Annotated in this window: 18 protein-coding genes and 2 pseudogenes; 9 read left to right on the top strand and 11 right to left on the bottom strand. The window is 31.0% G+C overall.

Features of this window, described 5'->3' with window-relative positions:
- Positions 1-43 precede the first annotated feature (43 nt).
- From ABDJ34_RS06025 to ABDJ34_RS06060, 8 genes are all read left to right on the top strand, one after another.
- Complete coding sequence (locus ABDJ34_RS06025; RefSeq protein ID WP_412701837.1) at positions 44-442, top strand: GNAT family N-acetyltransferase; 399 nt, start codon at positions 44-46, stop codon at positions 440-442.
- A 163-nt stretch (positions 443-605) separates the two neighbouring features.
- Complete coding sequence (locus ABDJ34_RS06030) at positions 606-1,982, top strand: ATP-binding protein (RefSeq protein WP_412701718.1); 1,377 nt, start codon at positions 606-608, stop codon at positions 1,980-1,982.
- A 92-nt stretch (positions 1,983-2,074) separates the two neighbouring features.
- Positions 2,075-2,488 (top strand): conjugal transfer protein, encoded by a 414-nt coding sequence (locus tag ABDJ34_RS06035; protein ID WP_102164278.1) that lies wholly within the window; start codon positions 2,075-2,077, stop codon positions 2,486-2,488.
- A gap of 3 nt (positions 2,489-2,491) precedes the next feature.
- Positions 2,492-3,358, top strand: a complete 867-nt coding sequence (locus ABDJ34_RS06040) for a hypothetical protein (RefSeq protein ID WP_412701719.1) — start codon at positions 2,492-2,494, stop codon at positions 3,356-3,358.
- 23 nt (positions 3,359-3,381) lie between these two features.
- Positions 3,382-3,798 (top strand): hypothetical protein, encoded by a 417-nt coding sequence (locus ABDJ34_RS06045; protein WP_412701720.1) that lies wholly within the window; start codon positions 3,382-3,384, stop codon positions 3,796-3,798.
- 9 nt (positions 3,799-3,807) lie between these two features.
- Positions 3,808-4,347 (top strand): DUF3783 domain-containing protein, encoded by a 540-nt coding sequence (locus ABDJ34_RS06050; RefSeq protein ID WP_412701721.1) that lies wholly within the window; start codon positions 3,808-3,810, stop codon positions 4,345-4,347.
- 294 nt (positions 4,348-4,641) lie between these two features.
- Complete coding sequence (locus ABDJ34_RS06055) at positions 4,642-5,382, top strand: ABC transporter ATP-binding protein (protein ID WP_094208245.1); 741 nt, start codon at positions 4,642-4,644, stop codon at positions 5,380-5,382.
- The gene (locus ABDJ34_RS06060) at positions 5,369-6,943 is read left to right on the top strand and encodes an antibiotic ABC transporter permease (protein ID WP_412701722.1); all 1,575 of its coding nucleotides are present in this window, start codon (positions 5,369-5,371) and stop codon (positions 6,941-6,943) included. The genes ABDJ34_RS06055 and ABDJ34_RS06060 overlap by 14 nt, the downstream gene beginning before the upstream one ends.
- Before the next feature lie 59 nt (positions 6,944-7,002).
- Here ABDJ34_RS06060 and ABDJ34_RS06065 read toward each other — a convergent pair whose 3' ends face one another.
- The 4 genes from ABDJ34_RS06065 to cysK all read right to left on the bottom strand — a co-directional run bounded on the left by ABDJ34_RS06065 (position 7,003) and on the right by cysK (position 10,735).
- Complete coding sequence (locus tag ABDJ34_RS06065; protein WP_412701723.1) at positions 7,003-8,094, bottom strand: glycerol dehydrogenase; 1,092 nt, start codon at positions 8,092-8,094, stop codon at positions 7,003-7,005.
- A gap of 141 nt (positions 8,095-8,235) precedes the next feature.
- A complete protein-coding gene (locus ABDJ34_RS06070) occupies positions 8,236-9,237 on the bottom strand; it encodes a hypothetical protein (RefSeq protein ID WP_412701724.1) in 1,002 nt (333 codons plus the stop codon).
- 90 nt (positions 9,238-9,327) lie between these two features.
- On the bottom strand, positions 9,328-9,852 hold the full coding sequence (gene epsC / locus ABDJ34_RS06075) for a serine O-acetyltransferase EpsC (RefSeq protein WP_412701725.1): 525 nt from the start codon (positions 9,850-9,852) through the stop codon (positions 9,328-9,330).
- Positions 9,839-10,735 (bottom strand): cysteine synthase A, encoded by an 897-nt coding sequence (gene cysK, locus ABDJ34_RS06080; protein ID WP_316523031.1) that lies wholly within the window; start codon positions 10,733-10,735, stop codon positions 9,839-9,841. Before cysK ends, epsC begins: the two co-directional genes overlap by 14 nt.
- Before the next feature lie 108 nt (positions 10,736-10,843).
- On the opposite strand from cysK, the gene ABDJ34_RS06085 reads away from it, so the two are divergent.
- Positions 10,844-11,509, top strand: a complete 666-nt coding sequence (locus ABDJ34_RS06085) for a Crp/Fnr family transcriptional regulator (protein WP_412701726.1) — start codon at positions 10,844-10,846, stop codon at positions 11,507-11,509.
- A gap of 380 nt (positions 11,510-11,889) precedes the next feature.
- Here the strand turns inward: ABDJ34_RS06085 and ABDJ34_RS06090 are convergent, their stop codons facing one another.
- The 7 genes and pseudogenes from ABDJ34_RS06090 to ABDJ34_RS06120 form a co-directional block, all read right to left on the bottom strand.
- The gene (locus ABDJ34_RS06090) at positions 11,890-13,488 is read right to left on the bottom strand and encodes a heparinase II/III domain-containing protein (protein ID WP_412701727.1); all 1,599 of its coding nucleotides are present in this window, start codon (positions 13,486-13,488) and stop codon (positions 11,890-11,892) included.
- Positions 13,489-13,679: 191 nt separating this feature from the next.
- Positions 13,680-15,737: an elongation factor G gene (gene fusA, locus ABDJ34_RS06095; RefSeq protein ID WP_225560406.1), complete on the bottom strand. Its 2,058-nt coding sequence runs from the start codon at positions 15,735-15,737 to the stop codon at positions 13,680-13,682.
- A 461-nt stretch (positions 15,738-16,198) separates the two neighbouring features.
- Positions 16,199-16,486 carry an AraC family ligand binding domain-containing protein gene (locus ABDJ34_RS06100; protein ID WP_094225060.1) on the bottom strand — a complete coding sequence of 96 codons (288 nt, stop codon included), beginning with the start codon at positions 16,484-16,486 and terminating at the stop codon, positions 16,199-16,201.
- 67 nt (positions 16,487-16,553) lie between these two features.
- A complete protein-coding gene (locus tag ABDJ34_RS06105) occupies positions 16,554-17,126 on the bottom strand; it encodes a uracil-DNA glycosylase family protein (RefSeq protein WP_412701728.1) in 573 nt (190 codons plus the stop codon).
- Positions 17,127-17,264: 138 nt separating this feature from the next.
- Positions 17,265-17,450: pseudogene (locus ABDJ34_RS06110) on the bottom strand (MobA/MobL family protein); the annotation flags it as partial.
- 159 nt (positions 17,451-17,609) lie between these two features.
- On the bottom strand, positions 17,610-18,935 hold the full coding sequence (locus ABDJ34_RS06115; protein ID WP_412701729.1) for a DUF2254 domain-containing protein: 1,326 nt from the start codon (positions 18,933-18,935) through the stop codon (positions 17,610-17,612).
- 360 nt (positions 18,936-19,295) lie between these two features.
- Positions 19,296-19,466, bottom strand: a pseudogene (locus ABDJ34_RS06120) (KilA-N domain-containing protein); the annotation flags it as partial.
- Positions 19,467-19,692: the final 226 nt, after the last annotated feature.

Here is a 19,692-nt window from a genome sequence, read left to right on the forward strand (position 1 = left end):
TCAGTGTAAAATGTACTTGGGTCATGTAAAAGTCCTCCTGGGTATGTTTTTGTCGTTAAAAACATTGTACCGTAAAAGGACTGTTATATGGCCTTTTTACTTTTACACAATTATACGGACTTTATCCGATATTGAAAGGCTTCAAAAAATGTACAACTATTTGAATACTCATGGAAAGTTGTACTACATTGAATACAAAAATGAATTAGTTGGAGATATTTCATTGACTGATGACAATGAAATAACAATAGTTGTGTGCAAAGATTTTCAAAACAAACATATCGGTAGAAATTGTGTCACAAAAATTTTGGAATTAGCAAAAGAAAATGGATTAAAATCTGTCATGGCAAATATCTACGCTTTTAATCACCAAAGCAGAAAAATGTTTGAAGCTGTAGGTTTTAAGCAAATCGATGAAGAATTATTTGAATACAAATTTTAAGCGGCGAACTTGTCGCTTTTTTTTGTTGCAATAATTTACTAAACTATCGCAAAACTTTTCAACTCATTATTATTTTGATATTTTTAATGCAATATCGTAATATACAATATCGTAATATTGCATTGTACGATATTGTGTTCTATAATATAGTTGAGGTGAGAATATGAAATTTATTGGTCGTGAACATGAACTTGAAAAACTAAATACAGAATTCTCTAAGGAAAATTTTTCTATGTGTGTAATTTACGGTCGAAGAAGAGTCGGAAAAACTTATTTGATTCAAAAATTTATGAAAGAAAAATCTGGATCGTATTTTGTCGGTGTAGAATCTGATAAGTTTATCAACTTAAATCATTTGTCACAATCAATTTATAAGGCTTGTAATTATGATGGAAATTTACCTACATTTACTGATATTGATCATGCATTTAGATTTTTATTTGAGTATTCCGTGAATCACAGAATCGCATTCGTTATTGATGAATATCCATACATTGCTGAGTCCTTCCCTTCAATTTCTTCAGTTCTTCAAAATTTGATTGATGAGTATAAAACGACAAGCAAATTGTTTTTGATATTATGTGGTTCATCTATGAGTTTTATGGAAAACCAAGTTTTAGGATATAAAAGCCCACTCTATGGAAGAAGATCAATTCAACTAAAAATCAATCCTTTTTCCTATAAGGAATCTGCATTATTTGTAGAGAATTATTCTAATCATGACAAGGCAATTGTTTTTGGATTAACTGGCGGCGTTGCAGAATATCTAGTTTTTTTTGATGATTCTATTAGTTTACAAGAAAATATAATCAATAATTTTTTGTCGGTGCAAGGCAGATTATACGAAGAACCTTCTAATTTATTGAAACAAGAACTTAGGGACCCAAAAAGATACAACGATATTTTGTATTTAATTTCCCATGGACAAACCAAAGTATCTGAAATATCTAATAAATTAGGTGTGCAATCTGGCTCAATCAGTCCTTATCTTGAAAGTTTGATAGAATTAGGAATTATTGAAAGAAAAACTCCTGTAACTAATCGCAAATCCAATCGACCTATTTATTTGATTAAAGATACGATGTTTAATTTCTGGTACAAATTTGTACAACCTAATCTCAATTTGATAAATATTGAATTAGGTAACAGAGTATACTCAGAAAAAATAGAAAATTATATAAATGATTATATGGGTAAAATTTTCGAAAAAATTTCGATAGAATACTTGGAATACAGAATCAAATCTGGAGATTTGAGCTTCTTACCTACTAATTACGGCAATTGGTGGGGTAATGATCCTCTTCGTAAAAAACAATCAGAGATTGATATATTAGCTTATGACAGTGAAAATTATCTGTTCGTGGAATGCAAATGGAGAAATGGACTTTGTCCGAAATCTGTACTCAATGAACTCATTGAAAAATCGAAAATATTTAACAGCAACCAAAAATTTTACTGGATAATTAGCATGTCTGGCTTTGAAGATTTTTCATACGATGACAATGTTGAGCTTATTACTTTAGATGACATGTACGCTTAGTTTTATATGATAATGTACTGGCTAAGTTACCGTAATTTATTTGATTTGTGGTATCATTAATGTATGACAGAAATCTTTTAAGGGAGATTATGATGAATAATAGAGAATTAATTATAAAATTATGGTTTAAAATGTGGTTAGAACAAAAAGACTTTGGAATAGATAACATTTTTGCTGATAATGTTGTCTACACAGAATGTTGGGGTCCAAGGTACTCAGATAAAAAAACTATAAAGATATGGTTTGATGAATGGAATACTCGCGGTAAGGTTATAAAATGGGATATTTTACAAATATTTCATCATGAAAACCAATCAGTTGTTCAGTGGATTTTTGAATGTAAAATGAGTAACGGCGACTTTTCAAGTTTTGAGGGAATTTCGCTTGTTCTATGGAATGATTCAGAGAAAATTATTGAACTAAAAGAATTTCAATGTGATATCAACAACTACAATCCTTATGAAAATGGAAAAACACCTAAATTCAGAAATGATTTCCAAGGGTAGTATATGTTAAAAAAAGCGACTTTGCAAGATATAGAAAATTATTTGGACTTTTCATATAATTTATCACAAGATTTGACAACTTCAGCATTTCCAACTTATTTGGATGGTATCAAGACTAAAAATGATTTTTACAAATCAGCATATTCATCATTTTCAAAATCAAATTCAAAAATACTCTTATTTATAAATAATGATGAAGTGTTAGGTTGGATTGATTACTATTGGATTGAACAAGACCATTATTTAGGTTTTAATGTATTTAATATTCAAAATAATCAACAAAAAGCTATTGAAGAATTTATTGAATTTTCAAAATCCAGATATCCAAACTATACTATTTATTTTGGTTTTCCTTCAGATAATACACTAAGTATTGAGTATTTAAAAAGTATAGATTCAGAAAAAATTGACGAAAACTACGTATACACTTTAAGTTTTGAAAAATATTCTCCTTTAGAATATGATGGAGTCATAGTTAGTGTTAATATTGAGAATTGGAATGATTTTCGAGATTTACATGATAAAACAAGTGATATTTACTGGAATTCCGATAGGCTTTTCAACGCTTTAAATTCAAAGTCAAATAAAAAATGGAATATTTTTTTATATTACGAAAAAAATATTTTAAAAGGATGTATTTATTTTGTGTACACGCCTTTACTTATGGAAATCTTCGGGATTGATTATAAGGATGATTTTGACGAAAATATAATGCGAAGTTTATTGATTAAATGCTTGAATACATCAAAGTTAGATAATCAAAAACATACTACGTTTTTTGTTGAAGAAAAGGAAAGAAAAATAGTTGAAAGTGTTGGTTTTAATTTCGTAGCGAAGTATGAATTATATACTACTAGTTTAAGCAATTAAATGTATAATTTAAGGAGGTTTTTATGCTTGAGTTTTTGAAAAAAGGAGTTTTTAGTGGAACTGATGAGTTTTTGGAACAAAAGAGTAAATTGATTTTAAAAACTTCGGAAAAAACATTCGACTCTCCCCCTTTTGATATAGTTTTAGATGAGATAGACAAGATTTCAGAAGATGCGCTTAGAAATTACAAGGAAGTGAGATCTGGTAAGAAGACTTACTTTTTCTCGTTGGAATTTGTGGGCGAAAGTTTCATTCAAGCGACTTTCATTCCTGCTGCTGATGAGTGTGTCTATCATATTGAATATATGAAAGATATCACTGATAGTTTGGTGAAATGTGTCGATGATGTGAGTGTCGAAGACACAAAGGATTTGTTCAAGGACTTTTATAATAAAAAACCTTTGAGTGATGACTTTGATTGGGAAGATATGAATATTTAAGGAGGTTTTATGGCTAGATCGATTTTAATTTACAATATGCCTGAAAATATTAAAGAATTTTTGAAGATTGAATCTGAGAAGCACGATTTTGAAATAATCGAATGTGACGATTCTGATTTGTGCACTAAAATATCTGTGCTTTTAACAGAAGAAGACGGCGAAAAAATTGAGTGTGCTGAAGAAGGTGTTGATATTAATTTTCTTATGATTAATAAATTCAACAACCAAATTTTAAATAGATTTTTGAAAGATATGCAACGTGAGAATATTTACATTCCAAACAAATGCGTGACTACTGAGCACAATATCAATTGGCCACTTAAACAACTTCTTTTGGAAAACAAAGAAGAGCACGAGGTGATGACGATTTACAAGGAGCTTGCTTCTCTCAGATCACAAGCTATTCAATTGTATAAAGAAAACGACGATGATGAACTTTATGAAACTATTACTGAAGTCACTGAATATATGCAACCAAAAGAATTTGAAAAAGATGAACTTATCAGAAGGTTCAACCATTTAAAATCAGTTATAGAAAGAATTGGCTAGATTTATTTAACTCATAGTCAAAGTAATAAACCCTCATGCTAAGAATATCATACGGAGAAAATTGCTTTGATTTCAATTCGAAAAAATCCGTAAAAATCGAACTGTTTGAACGTAAGTGAGTTTTCGATTTTAGGATTTTGAGATTTAGAAATCAACAATTTTTGTAGTCCAGATATTCGTGTATGAGGGTTTGCTTACGTATTAGAATTAGCAATAGCTAATTCTTTTTTTATTTGACACGATATCACAAGTGTGCTACGATTATGATACAGTATGATACAAGAGGAGGTATGTATGATTACTTTTGAGAATGTGACAAAAAAATATGACAAGAAAATCGCTTTGGATAATTTGAATCTTACAATTAATAGCGGCGAAATCTTTGGTCTTATTGGACATAACGGAGCCGGTAAATCAACTACGATAAAATCCTTAGTTGGTGTTATAAAACCTGAAGAAGGGACTATCAAAGTTGACGATATTGATGTAAAAGATAATCCAATGGAAGCTAAGAAAAAAATCGGATATGTATCTGACAGTCCAGATATGTTTTTGAAGATGACTCCTTACGAATTTTGGAGATTTGTCGGAACGATTTATGAAATTGAAGAAAACAAATTCAATGCTACTTGCAAGATGCTTTCCGAAAAATTTGATTTGACAGAATTTTTCCAACCAATTGAATCTTTTTCACATGGTATGAGACAAAAAGTTTTCGTAATAGCTGCTCTGTTATCTGATCCAGATGTGTGGGTATTGGACGAACCGTTGACAGGACTTGACCCACAAAGCTCTTACAATTTGAAAGAAATGATGAGAGAACACGCCAACAAAGGAAATACTGTTTTGTTCTCAACACATATTTTGGAAATCGCAGAAAAACTTTGCGACAGAATCGGAATTTTACAAAAAGGAAAACTCATATTCTTGGGTACTGTTCAAGAATTAAAAGACTTGCATCCGGATAAATCTTTGGAAGAAATTTATCTTGAAATGATAAAATCACACGATGAGGTTCCAAATGAACAAGACTAAATTAAAAGAATTGATGAAAATCGATTTGTTGAATATAAATCCAATGCTCACAGGGCAAATCAGACAGAAGACGAAGCCTGCGGATAATAAAAGTATTTACAAGAAAATTATCAGACAATATATAATGTCCGCTGTGATGATGATTGTAATTTACGGACTTATGTTCGGACTTATATTTGATTACAGTAAGGCACCTAAGGCGTATGATTTATTCGTGTTTTACTTGGTAATTTTGGGAACTTTACAAAACTTTATCAGCGTATTCAATCTTTTTTATGAAAACAAGGATTCGTTGAAGATGTCCTACTTCCCAATTAGTCAGAAAGAAATGTTCATATCAAAGACTTTCTTGACAATGTTGAGTTCATTGACAGTTTTAAGTCCGATTTTATTGTTGTCGATAAAGTTTTTCATTGATTTCAAATTCAATATATTCTTGGCAATTTTGTTCGGAATTTTGAATTTCGTAGTTTTATTTGTTTTTACAATAATTTTGAATATTGTAGTTGCAGAGCTTTTGGTTAGAACATCTGCCTTGTACAAATTCAACACGCAAATAATGGTTGGACTTAATATATTCATTCAAGTCGTTGCCATAGTGTTTGTGATTTTTATTCAAAATTCAAACATCATGAAAAACACTACAGGACTTGGCCCTATTTCAGGATTACTTCACAATCCAGTTTCAGCGATTATTTTCATCGCTATATTGGCAGTTGTTGAGGTTATTTTAGGAAAGGCAATCCTTGAATTCGCATCTAAGAACTTGTACGAACACATGAGCGATATTCAAAACAGAAAAAATTCTGTCAGAAGAACTAAAGTTGACAAAGAACCAAGCAATATCGGCAAGGAAATGTTCAAATACAACAAAATGCTTTTGAGTGATGCTTCAACTATCACATCGTGTATTTTATTCCCAGTGATGTTCCCAATAATAATGACATTTGCAAACTTGTCAAATATGAGAAGTGACCTCGGTACAAATATTTCCGATTTGCAATCACTTGCTGTTACACTTAGCATTTCATTTATGTACAGTGTGTTCATTGGACTATTTCCTATGAACCTTCAATCGATAATAGTTTCATTAGACGGACAAAATCACGATTATTTGATGAGCCTACCAATGAATAAGAAAACTTATTTGAACGAAAAAGTAAAATTCTCAGCTCTAATTATGGGAGGATTATCCGCACTTGCAATATTAGGATGCTCGATATTCTTCAGAGTAAAATTCTATTTCATAATCGTTGCAATTGTATTGAATTTAATATCTATATTCGTATTTTGTAGATTCAAAGTCGCTGGCGACTACAAACACAAATATGTAAATTGGTCCAGCATTTCAGACATAATGAACAGACAATCCAAATTCGCCTACATTATTAAAATGATGGGACTTTCATTTCTGACAATAGCAATATTCTCATTTGTAATGTTTAGCATTCAATCAGCCCCTATTAAATGGATTCTCTTAGGAATATTAGTTCCATGGGCATTAATAGTGATAGGAATTGAACTTTACAATCAAATCGGTTTTTGGAGAAAAATAAAATAGACACACAAAAATCATCCTCAAGTTTAAAAAATGAGGATGATTTTTTATTGAAATAATAATTATTTGTGTGATTCGTAATATCTTCTTCCTAAAATATCTGCAGTTAATACGAAATCTTTTAATCTTTCTGGTGTGATTTCTCCAACTATGTTGTGGATAGTTTCCCCTTCTACACATGCCTTTTCACAACCTACCATAAGATTTGCTTCTTGTATATTCAAATCGTTAAGTGTCATTGGAAGTCCTATATTGTAGCAGAAATCCATAACCTTCATCAATTCATCTTTTGGAGCTGATTCCATCAACAATTGTACAATCGTACCGAAAGCTACGATTTCTCCGTGCATCGCAGATACTCCTTCTATTTCAGTAAATCCGTTATAGATAGAGTGTGCTGCTGCTAGTCCACCATTATCTGCGCCGACACCACTTAGATAAGTTGCTGCTTCTATTATTTTTTCTACAGATTCGTTCAATACATGCTTTTCTACAGATGTTTTCGCGATTTCTCCATGTTCAAACAAAATTTCATTGCACAATTTGCAAAGAGCCATTGCTGATTCGCTAATTCCACCATTTTCAAGTGAAGGTGCAACAACCTTTTTACAGCTTCTTGCTTCGTAGTAAGTTGCCAAAGCATCGCCCATTCCTGCAACTAAAAATCTCACAGGAGCGTTGGCAATTATTGTAGTATCCACAATTACCATGTTAGGATTATCTGGATAGAAAATATATCTGTCAAATGTGTGATCGTCATTGTAAATAACTGAAAGTCCAGTACAAGGAGCATCAGTTGCTACAACTGTAGGAACTACCAAAACTGGTTTGTTTTCATAAAATGCTGTGGCCTTCGCAGTATCAATAGCAGATCCTCCGCCGATTCCTACGACTGCATCGATTTTTTCATCTACTACGATTTTTCTCATTCTCTCTATTTCTCCATTGGAAGAAATTCCGGAGAAAATTTCATATTTTCTGAAAGCATCAGTTCCTTCAAAACTTTTTTCGATTTTTTCCTTACAATCGTTCAATCCTCTTTTTGAAGATACGAACAAAAACCTGTTTCCATAATCTTTTGCGTATTTACCAAATTCATTCAAAGCGTCTTTGCCTTGAACGTATTTTTGAGGTGTTCTAATTAATTTTAACATTTAATTCTCCTTTCGTAATTTTGATAAACAAGGTTATTTATTTAACATTTATGTCCAAATAACCTCTAAAATATTTATACCCAAATAGATAAAACAAAAACAGCAACAAACTTTTTTCGTTCATTGCTGTTCATTTTTTAATTATTTTGGTTGAATGTAGTCTACTAAGAAAAGTTTTTCTGTTCCATCACTTCTAACTCTTACAACTACATCTTCTTGATCTTTATCGTTGTATTGTCTAGTTAATATGATGTCTCCTTTTTCAAAGCTGAAATTATACGGAAATGATTGATTGTAACCTATTGTCGTAAAATCTTTGAAATATTCCGCATCTTTAATTCGGTATAATTTTTCGTGAGGATATGTGGAGTACTTGTGGCTTATAATTCCATAATAATCTGCTTCAAATTCTCTTCCATTGTATGTGATTTTTTCTGTTGAGATTGGTTTGAGATTTTTACTTTTCAACAAATTAACTGTGTGAAGATTTTTAATTTTATCTTGGATAATTTTCGTCATATTATCGTTAACATAACCTATTCCATCTATATGTGCCAATCCAAAAAATCCAATAACATCTCCTTTTGTCCTGTTATATGTATTCATAAAGTTTTCTGCCATCATTTTGTCTCTGTACTCACTGGCTTTTAAGTCATCAACTTTTTCCTTGTCATAGAAATTCTTACCTTGTTCTATAGCCTTCTCAGTAAGTTCAATATCTTTTTTATCGCCTTTTTCTTTTGCTAATTTAAGATAATCCTTGCCTATAATATCGTATGAATGTCCCACATCTACACCGTAGAATTTAATATCATTCATTTCTTTTTTTATTGTCTTGAAATATTCGATATCGTAATCATAATCATAGTTTCCGTATTTTTTAATAACATCATACATTTTGTTCAAATACTCATCATTATCTGATTTCATCCACAAATTAAGATATTGTGCACCATAATGAGAATCCTCCAAAAAATAATTCCTACCACCTTTTTTGTAGTAATCTCTCAAAATGTTTAACTCTTCATTATAAATAGGTTTTATATCGTGGTCTTCTCCATACAAATACACTTCTCTTTTTCCAATGCTACATGAACACAACATTAAAAGCGCCATTAAAATTGCAAATATTTTCTTTTTCATAAAATTCCTCCTGCTAACTTATACATCCATTCTACCACAAATAAAAATCTCCTCAGCAAATAAATTTGCCAAAGAGATTTGTGCTCAATATTAATGGTGTCGTATTATTTTTGCAGGCATTCCAACTGCTGTGCAATCACTTGGAACATCACTCAAAACAACTGCACCTGCACCGATTTTCGCACGATCTCCAATTTTAATCGGCCCCAAAATAGTCGCTCCAGTTCCAATTATAACATTATCACCTACAATCGGGTGACGTTGGTGTTCTTTTTCGTTGCCAGTACCACCAAGCGTTACGTTATGATAAAAGTGACAATTATCACCAACAATCGCAGTCTCTCCAATCACAACTGCCATCGCGTGATCTATGAACAGATTCTTGCCGATTGTCGCTCCTGGATGAATTTCAATTCCAGTTTTACGCCTCGCTCTTTGTGAGAAAAATCTCGCAAGAGTTGTGTGCTTTTTTCTGTAAAGATAATTTGCGATTCTATGATAAATCAACGCCCTCACGATTGGATACATAAATAACGCTTCAAATTTCGTGCGACATGCAGGATCTTCTTTTAAAATAAAATCACCGTATTCAGATAATCTTTTAATTAGCCTCATTTTCAAATAATTCAGTCGACAAGTATCTTTCTCCAGTGTCTGGAAGAACAGTAACTATCGGACCATCAACTTTCTCTAACATTTTTAATGCGCCAAATACATTTGCGCCCGAAGAAATCCCCACCAAAAGTCCTTCTTCTTTTGCAAGTCTTCTTGCCATATCCAAAGCATCATCACCCTTTACAGTGATTACTTCATCTAACATTTCCCTATCCAAAATTTCTGGAACAAAGTTTGCTCCAATTCCTTGGATTTTGTGTCCACCAGCTTTTCCAGTGCTTAACAACGCTGATTCTTCTGGTTCAATTGCCCACACGGCTACATTTTCATTCTTTTCCTTTAAGAAATGACCAACACCACTAACAGTTCCACCTGTTCCAACACCAGCGATAAATCCTTTAACCTCTGGTAATTCAGAATAGATTTCAGGACCTGTGTATTTTTCGTGAGCCAATGTGTTGTAAGGATTTGCAAATTGATTTGGCATAAAATATTCGCCAGTAGCTTCCAATTCCTTCGCCTTATCAACAGCTGTTTGCATACCACCTTCGCCAGTCAAAATAATTGTAGCGCCATAAGCTTGCATCAATTTACGTCTTTCGATAGACATTGATTCTGGCATAACAATTGTAACTTCGTAGCCCAAAGTTTTACCAATCATTGCAATCGCAATTCCCGTGTTACCACTTGTTGGTTCAACAATCTTCATGCCTGGTTTTAATGAACCATCATCAATCGCACCTTTTATCATTTCAAGAGCTGCTCTGTCTTTGATTGAACCAGTTGCATTTTCCTTTTCAACCTTAACATAAATATTTCCATTTCCTATGTTTTTCAATCTAACAAGTCTTGTATTTCCAATTGTATCTAAAATATTTTTCATTTTTCTCTCCTTTGTTTCCATATATAATAAACCACATTTGATTTTATGTCTATAGTTTAATATAATTTAATGAAAAAGTACGTTGTTAAAACAACATAAGAGGTAGAAATGGAAATATTAAAATCAGAATTATTTAAAAACTTCTCAAAACAAGAAATCGAACAACTATTAAACTCAAATTTTATTTACCAAAAATTCTATAAAAAACACCAATACATATACAAATCTGGGAACACAACAGACACATTCGGGTTAATACTCAAAGGAAAAGTTAGATTAGAAATCACAAATTATTGGGGAAGTAGAATGATACTTTCTAACAGGAACAAATTCCAAATAATAGCAGAGTCCTACGCAATAAGTGGCGAAAAATTAATCATAGATGTAATCGCAAGTGAAGACTGTGAAATCTTGTTTATAAAAACAAACCAAATTTTTACAAATCACAACGATTACAACGACAAATTAATCAAAAATCTTCTCCTTATATTATCGAACGACAATTATTCACTATCACAAAAACTTTGCCAATCCTCCTTCAAAAAAATTCGCCAAAAACTATCCGTCTACCTAAGCTCTGTCGCCCTAAAAAAAGAAACCAACCAATTCGAAATACCATTTAATAGACAAGAACTAGCAGATTACCTGAACGTCGACAGAAGTGCACTATCGAAGGAACTAATGGAAATGAAAAAAGAAGGACTACTCGACTACAATAAAAACCACTTCTCACTCTACAAAAATTTCAAGGAAGAATACTTCTACGTAATCTAGAAATGAGTAACAGCATATTGTGTGAAAAAATATATTTGTTGGTGATATTTGCTATAATCTTAACCTATGTGTGCAACTGTAAATCCGAAGAAACTTTTAAGCGAACAATCGAAGCATTCGAATATCATCATATAAAATTTAATGTTTTTCATGAGCGACGCTTCGAACGATGAAATCTTCATTATTCTTTTCTAAAAAAGATTTCAGAAGTGAGGCTGAGCGATTGAAATCATTATATTTACCAAAGATATTCGTGTGAGATGTTTGCTATAAGCTTGACCTGTGTGTACAGCAACTGTAATATTTCCTATATGCTACCAAATTCCTCCACACAAAAAATGCCCCTATCACACGATAAGAGCATTCTCTACTTAGTATAATTATTTTAATTCAATATCAACTTTCATTTCTTTATCTATTCCATTACAATCAACTTTAATTACTTTTGTACTTTGTGGAGGATTTTGATAGTAAACAGAATAATAAAAATCATCTGTTAAACTCACTTCATCTTCAGTAATTAACTTTCCAATAAGCTTGTCGCCTCTATAAAGTTCAACAACATTTTTCCCTAACTTCTTCTTGATTTTAGGTTGAATTGAAGGATCTAAGTGAAATAGTCTAGTGTATTTATGTTCTTGTTTGTCCAATGATTTTACAGTATCAATTATCGAAATATTTGATAAGTCTTTGTTAAATCTTATATTCCTTTTGAAAGTAATATTTGAAATTCTTTTAGTCACACCTGACATTTCCCATGGAGAATCTGTTTTTGTTATTTTTACATCCTTACCCTTAAATTTATTTCCATCGTCTACAATTAAAGTATTATGGGCTTCAAAATCTGTTTGGTATTTTGTATGAGGATTAGATTCTTCATATCCATACGAACCAAATTCAGTAAATATATTACCGTCCTTATATAGCCAAAAACTCAAATCATCGTTATGATGGTGAGGATTCTTGATGTAACCACCCCTAAACAAAAGAAAAGCTTTTTTGTCCATATTTTTGTAAATGTCATAACCAGATTCATAATAAGTTTGTCTTTTGTTAGTGTTTCTATTATTTAAAATATCATCACTATAATAATCATTTAGATTAATCTTCATCGACCAGGAATCACCAATATTAGGTATGATTCCACTTGGAAGAAGAGTTTGGTAGGCAAAATCTGCGGATTTTACGTAAATTTCCTTTAATTCATTGTAATTTGGAATCACATTTTCGTCATAATTATCTAAAACTTTTTTTAATTCAGCAACTAACACATAGTGATATTCAGATGAATTTTCCAAATGGACACCATCATTATCAAAGTTATCTTTAATATATTTTTCTATTCTTTTACTGCATATATCTTTTATGTCATCTCTACCATATTTTACTGCATACATAAGACCTGCTTCATCTTGAAAAAACCCATGATTGTTATTACCAGAATAGAAATCAGTAAATGCAAAAAGTTCTGCGGTTTTCTTCAAATTATCGTCAAGCAATTCTTCATCTTTATTAGACAATTTAAAATCTAATTGTTCAGTTTTTTTAATAAAGTTTAGAATATTTGTCATTCTAAGAGCAGTTGTTTCATCATGCCATGACATTTTACTTTTATCAAACTCCATTTGCTCTACAAAAGAAATAATCAATGAATACCCTTCTTTTATATATGAAATATCCTTTGTATCTACATACGCATTAAAAAAATCGTCTAAAAAAGAAAATCCATAAATCAATCTTTGAAAAGATCTTTCTATATTACTGAAAGCTCTCCAATCTCCATCAAATTTATATGTCTGTTCTTTACCTTTAAAATCAATAACCATTGTACCATTGATAATTTTATCTGCAGTAATTTTAGATTTCGAATTATTTGTTTGCTCAATTTTTTGTTCTGGTTTATTATTTAATTTTTCTTGCCCACAAGCAGACAGAACAATAGACGATAATATAACCAGACATAAAATCCTTAACTTCATATTAACTCCTTGTATGCATTTTTCATATATAATATCAATATTAGCTTACAATAAATCAAATGTATTTGCAATAGAAATAAATAATAGATTAATATATATTTAAGTAAGTCTTGTGCTTTCACGCTAATATCTCAACACTTATTTTCCTCACGCAAAAATGCCCCTATCACACGATAAGGGCATCTCTAATTTTATTGTTCTTTAATTATTTCTTCTGTAACATTAGAAGGAACTTCTTCATATCTGACAAATTCCATTTCAAATTCTCCTCTTGCTTGAGTCATTGATCTCAAATCTATTGAATATTCGAATAATTCTTTGTGAGGAGCTTCTGCGATTACTACTTGGTTACCGTCTTCGTCAGATTCCATTCCCAATATTTTACCACGGCGTTTGTTCATATCTCCCATTACATCTCCCATGTATTCTTCAGGGATTTTGATTGTAACTTTCATAATAGGTTCTAATAAAATTGGTTTCGCTTCTTCAATTCCTTTTTTAAATGCGATTTGAGCTGCGATCTTGAATGCCATTTCATTTGAATCTACAGGGTGATATTTTCCATCGTAAAGTATCGCCTTGACACCAACTACAGGATATCCTGCCAAAGGTCCCTTTTCCAAAGATTCTTCCAAGCCTTTTTCAACTGCTGGGAAGAAATTCTTAGGAACAGCTCCACCGAATACTTCTTCTTCAAATACGAAGTTTTCTTCAGAATCTGTCAATGGTTCAAATCTAATAAATACATCCGCAAATTGTCCAGCACCACCAGATTGTTTCTTGTGTTTTCCTTCGACGTCTGATTTTGATTTGATAGTTTCACGATATGCAATTCTCAATGGAACAACTTCCGTTTCTACTTGGTATTCATCTTTTAATCTATCCATCATTACTTGAAGTTGAACATTGCCTCGTCCACCGATTAATAATTGCTTAGTTTCATTATTTCTTTCAGATACAAATGACAAATCTTCAGTTTGCAATTTAGTTAATGCTGTTGAAATCTTGTCATCATCTGATTTTGATTTTGGTTGAATAGCAAAGAATAATGTTGCAGGCTTTAATTTCAAACGTTTGTAAACAGTTGGATCATTCTTATCAGAAATAGTATCTCCTGTTTCTGTTTCAACCAATTTGCTAATTGCACCGATGTCACCTGCGTGAACTTCATCGGTTTTTATTTGTTCCTTGCCACGTAAGAAGAACAAATCACCAATTTTTTCGTCAACTTCCTTGCTTGAATTATATATTAAAGTATCTTTGGTTATTTTACCTGATATAACCTTGAAAATTGAAATCTTTCCAACAAAAGGATCCACAATTGTCTTAAATACAACTGCACTCATTGGTTCGTCAACTGAGAATTTACGTTGTTTATCATCTGCATGTCTGAAACCGTATTTTGCTCTTTCATCGTCAGGTGTTGGCATGTATTTTTCGATAATTTCTAATAAAACATCAACACCTACTCCTGTAAGCGCACTTCCTGCTATAAGTGGTACACAACTACCTTCAAGAAGTGCCGATACCAAAGCTTTTTTGAATTCTTCGTGAGTAAATTCTTCTCCGTTAAAATATTTTTCCATCAAATCATCGTCTGTTTGAGCGACAACTTCACAAATTTCATCGAATACGACGTTAACTTCATCCACTCTATCTTCTGGAATAGGAACTTCCTTAAATTCGAAACCATTGTATTCATATGCTTTCTTGTCGATAACATCAATAACTCCCTTAAAGTCTTCGCCTTCTCCAAGAGTCAAAGTGAACGGAATAATATTATTACCAAACTTAACGTGCAAATCACTAACGCATTTGTTGAAATTAGCATTTTCTTTTTCCATTTTATTTACGAAAATAATTCTTGGAAGATCTATTGATTGAGTATAACGAAGAACTTTTTCTGTTCCTACTTCTATACCATTAACAGCATCAATAACAATAAGAGCTGCTTCAGATGCTCTTAATGATTGATATACTTCTCTTTCAAAATCAAAATAGCCCGGAGTGTCTATGAAATTGATTTTTATGTCGTTGTGTTCGATTGGAATAACAGAGCTGGATATAGAAATACCCCTCTTCATTTCTTGCTTAGAATAGTCAGAAACTGTGTTTTTGTCCTCAACTTTTCCGACTCTGTTAATCACATTGGTTAAGTATAGGCATGCTTCAGTGAGTTGAGTTTTTCCACTTCCACTATGCCCAACCAAGCTAAGATTTCTGATTTTGTTTGTTGGATAAGATTTCATAATTGTGCCTCCTATTATTTATAAGAAAACATTTGCATTTTTATTGCATAGTTTAATACGCAAACTGATAAATAAATTTGCCAAACAATATTTATAATATCGTTTGCAAAATGACCGCAACGTTTCTCTTATATTATTAAAATATATATACCCAAAAATTAAAATTCCTAACAACCTAAAAAATATTATGCAAAAATTCCTACTTACATATTTATATTTTTTTTAATGAGATTTTGTTTTGCTTGAATCTAAATCTAATGTCTTCCATCTGCATAAAATAATCTTCAAGCACGATATCTTTCTAAAATAAAATAATTATCCTCATAAAACATAAAACCTCTGTAATTTAAATAAAACTAAGTTTTTTTCATATATGATTCCCCCAAATTTTTGCTTAAATATATAAAAATTAAAGGCAGGTTGATAAAATAACCACCTGCCTATCTTAGCTAAATATATTCTTAAATTTTTACTTTTATAACCATCAAATCGCTATCCTCAAGAGCCTTAAGAGCATGGATTTCATTAGGATCCATTGTGATTATATCACCTGGAATTATTATCTGATTTCCGTTCTCTCCCTTAAAATCTACCTTGCCCTTATAAATTACAACTACTACACTTTTATCTGACTTGTGACTTGGTATTTCATCGCCCTTTTTGATTTGTAAGTGGGTTATTTGTAAATTATCCTCATCCACCAAATGCTCAAATTTGCCGTCTAAAATATTCGCACTTATTTTTTTCATATTTTCTCTCCTTGTTAATGACCATTACCATAAAAAATGGTATACAATAAATTTTTACAAACACAATTTATCTCAGCTTTTTTACAATTTTCTTTAACTCAGGCAGAACCTCCTCTCTAAAAAAAGGATTTTTTGCTATCCACCTGTTGTTTAGAGGACTTGGGTGGGCTATTGGGAAATATTCTGGCAAAAATTCTTTGTAAGATTTTACTGTTTCGGTTAAATTTTTCTTAAATTTATCCTTCAAATAAAACTTTTGAGCATAGGTTCCTATCAAAATGGTTAACTTTATATCCTTCAATTCATTTAATAATAGTGGATGGTATTCTTTTGAAATAAAAGATCTAGGAGCCTTGTCGCCCGATTTCCCCTTTCCAGGATAATAAAAATCCATTGGAATTATAGAAAAATCTTCACTATGGAGGACGTCTTCCGATATACCCAACCATTTGACAAGATTTTCCCCACTCTTATCATTAAATAAAATACCAGTTTCTTCAACCTTTTCCCCAGGAGCTTGCCCAATTATCAAAATTTTTGATTTTGGATTTAGCTGGAATATTGGGTTAATTCCTCTATTTGTGTAGGTTTCATTTCTGCTATCTTCTCTTAATTTTTTAATAATGAGTTTTTCTTTCATAATTTTGCCATCACCTTCATTAGAAATAGAACCTTACCAAGCTTTAGAGCAAGTAACAATTTTCGTAAAAAATCTATTCTTAGCATAGTAAAACTTTTAACCTACATAATATTATTACCCATTTTTCTCTTGATTCTAATCATGAATTGCATAATCTACTATCATTCCTTGTGATGTTAAATTTTCTTTTATAAATCTTTCAATTAAGTTTTTATTTTCATTTAAAGATAATTTTTTTGGTAGTCCTATTATTAATTGTCTTTTTAGTTGTGCATTAGAATTTTTTTCTGCCATTTCTACTTTATTCCATAAGGTCGACATATCCCAAATCATTCAAAATACTAGATTTTATTTTTTAGAGTATCACTAAATCCATCTAATTATAGGATGTTTTCAAATTTTTAGTCCCATCCCATTACCTGAGAATAATAATTTGTAGATCTGTAATTATTAAATCTATCATGCAGATTTTTTAGTTTGGAATCATTTTCTATTTTTTAAAAACATTGTCTCATTTTCCTGTAAGCTTACGTGCTCTTCCATTTTGTTTCTTATTCTTTTAAAAATATCCAAATGAATTTCGTGAGTAAAATTTTCTATTAAAATTTCATAACTATCATCAAAAAATTCTTTTATGCTTTTTTTAGCACTTATATCTGCCATTGTATATATTATAAAAATTCCTTCTAAAATCTCTTTGGTAACCAATGGATCACCTGCTGAATAGGAAATTATCTGGCTGAAACCAAGATATAGTTCATCCTCCACAGAATAACTTTGATAAATTATTTTTACATTTTCGTCTTCTTTCATGATTATAAAATGATTGCCTGCAGATAATAGTTTCCCTAGCAATGATGACATTTTATTTATACACATTATTGCAGTATTTGGATCATTTGTTCCAGGACTTAGCGCCATATTCGCAATTTCCGTTAAGTTTACAATTCCACGGTGATAATCTTCTTCTCTATTATTGTAAGCATTTATTATAAACAATGGACTTAATTTTTCTTTTAATTCTTTTTTATCATTATCATCTAACTCACATTCGAAAATATTTAATTCTCCTAAGGTTTCGCCTTTGGTTGTGTATTCACCAATTCTCTTGTTTATAACAAGTTCTGCTTTTATACCATTAAGCTCTTTAAAAATCTCATCTGATTTTATTTCAAATAAATAACCTGAGCTCTCAGCTACAATTGATAACTTTGTAGATTCGTCATCTACTTCATAATGCTTAGCTTTTTTTCTTAGTTCTACCTCTTTATCAATAAGTTTCTCGCAATCATTAAAAATATTTTCTATAATATTTGATACTTTTAGATTATCAAGAACCTGTCTTGAGAAAGCGATAAAACTTAGCATCGCAATTATGGAATAAGCAATTCCTAGACTTCCAGCGACAACATGTTGGTATGGAGCAATATCTTGCAATAATAGGATACTGATTACTGAATAGAAAAAACCACTGACAAATATACCATATAAACCAAGAACTCCGGTCCTATCTATGAAACTCTGAAGCATCCTAGGTGATATGCTACTGCTATATTTATTAAGTACAGTGACAATAATTGTAAAACAAAAAGTACTTATAGTCAGAAATATTCCAGATATATTAGAAAGGAAATCTATCGAAACTTCAACCGACAGCAATAGTTGTTTGGGAATATAAGATTTAATTTCAATATATTGATGATCAAAAATCCAGGTAACTAAAAGAAGCGACACTGTTAAAATTAAAAATCTTGACATCCTTAAAAAATTCTTATGATTAAAAAACCACAATTTAATTTTGGACAACATACATCAATCCTCCTGTTTAAATATTGTAATTATTGGACTATATTATCATATACTTGATTTTTGTACAATATGAATTTATATATTTATATCCTTGTCATTGAAAATTCACTAGCGATTTTCTCGCTTAGTGTTTCGGACTCAGATTTGTTTCATATCGAAAATGACCGATGCTTTAGCATCGGTCACCCTTAGATGTAGTTACTATTCTCATTCTTTTTTCCAAACGTACAATATATCCCAAACCATTCAAAACACTAGGTTCTAATTTTTCTTGTATCACTAAATCCACCTAATTATAGGACGCTTTCAAATTTTTAGTCCTGTCCCAGTCCCAGTACCGGACAAAACTCTATAATAATTTTAATTAGAAAAATTTTTAATATCTAATTGGTTTAATTTCTCTAAAGATATAAGTTGGGTCTTTGCAAGATTTCTAAGTTCAATCATTCTTTCTTTTTGCTCTAACCCTTTTTCAATTAAATTTGCATTGTAGGATTCCATATTAGAAAGTACTAATAGTTCATTAAGACTTATTTTGCTATACAATTGAATTCTCTATCAAAAGTTCTATCACTTTCTTTTAAATTTTGTCCAAACCGACACTCAAACCGAAAATTTATTGTCGCTTTTAAGTGTATAACATATCAAATAAAAAAGACCATAACACTTAAGTTATGATCTAAGTTTTTGTCCTCATGTAAACCACTTGGAACTATTATTCAATTTATTCTTTTTTACAAATGTTCCCATTTTAATC

Origin of the sequence: Finegoldia dalianensis, assembly GCF_046255015.1 — a bacterium.
In the GTDB taxonomy this organism is placed as follows: Bacteria; Bacillota; Clostridia; order Tissierellales; family Peptoniphilaceae; genus Finegoldia; species Finegoldia magna.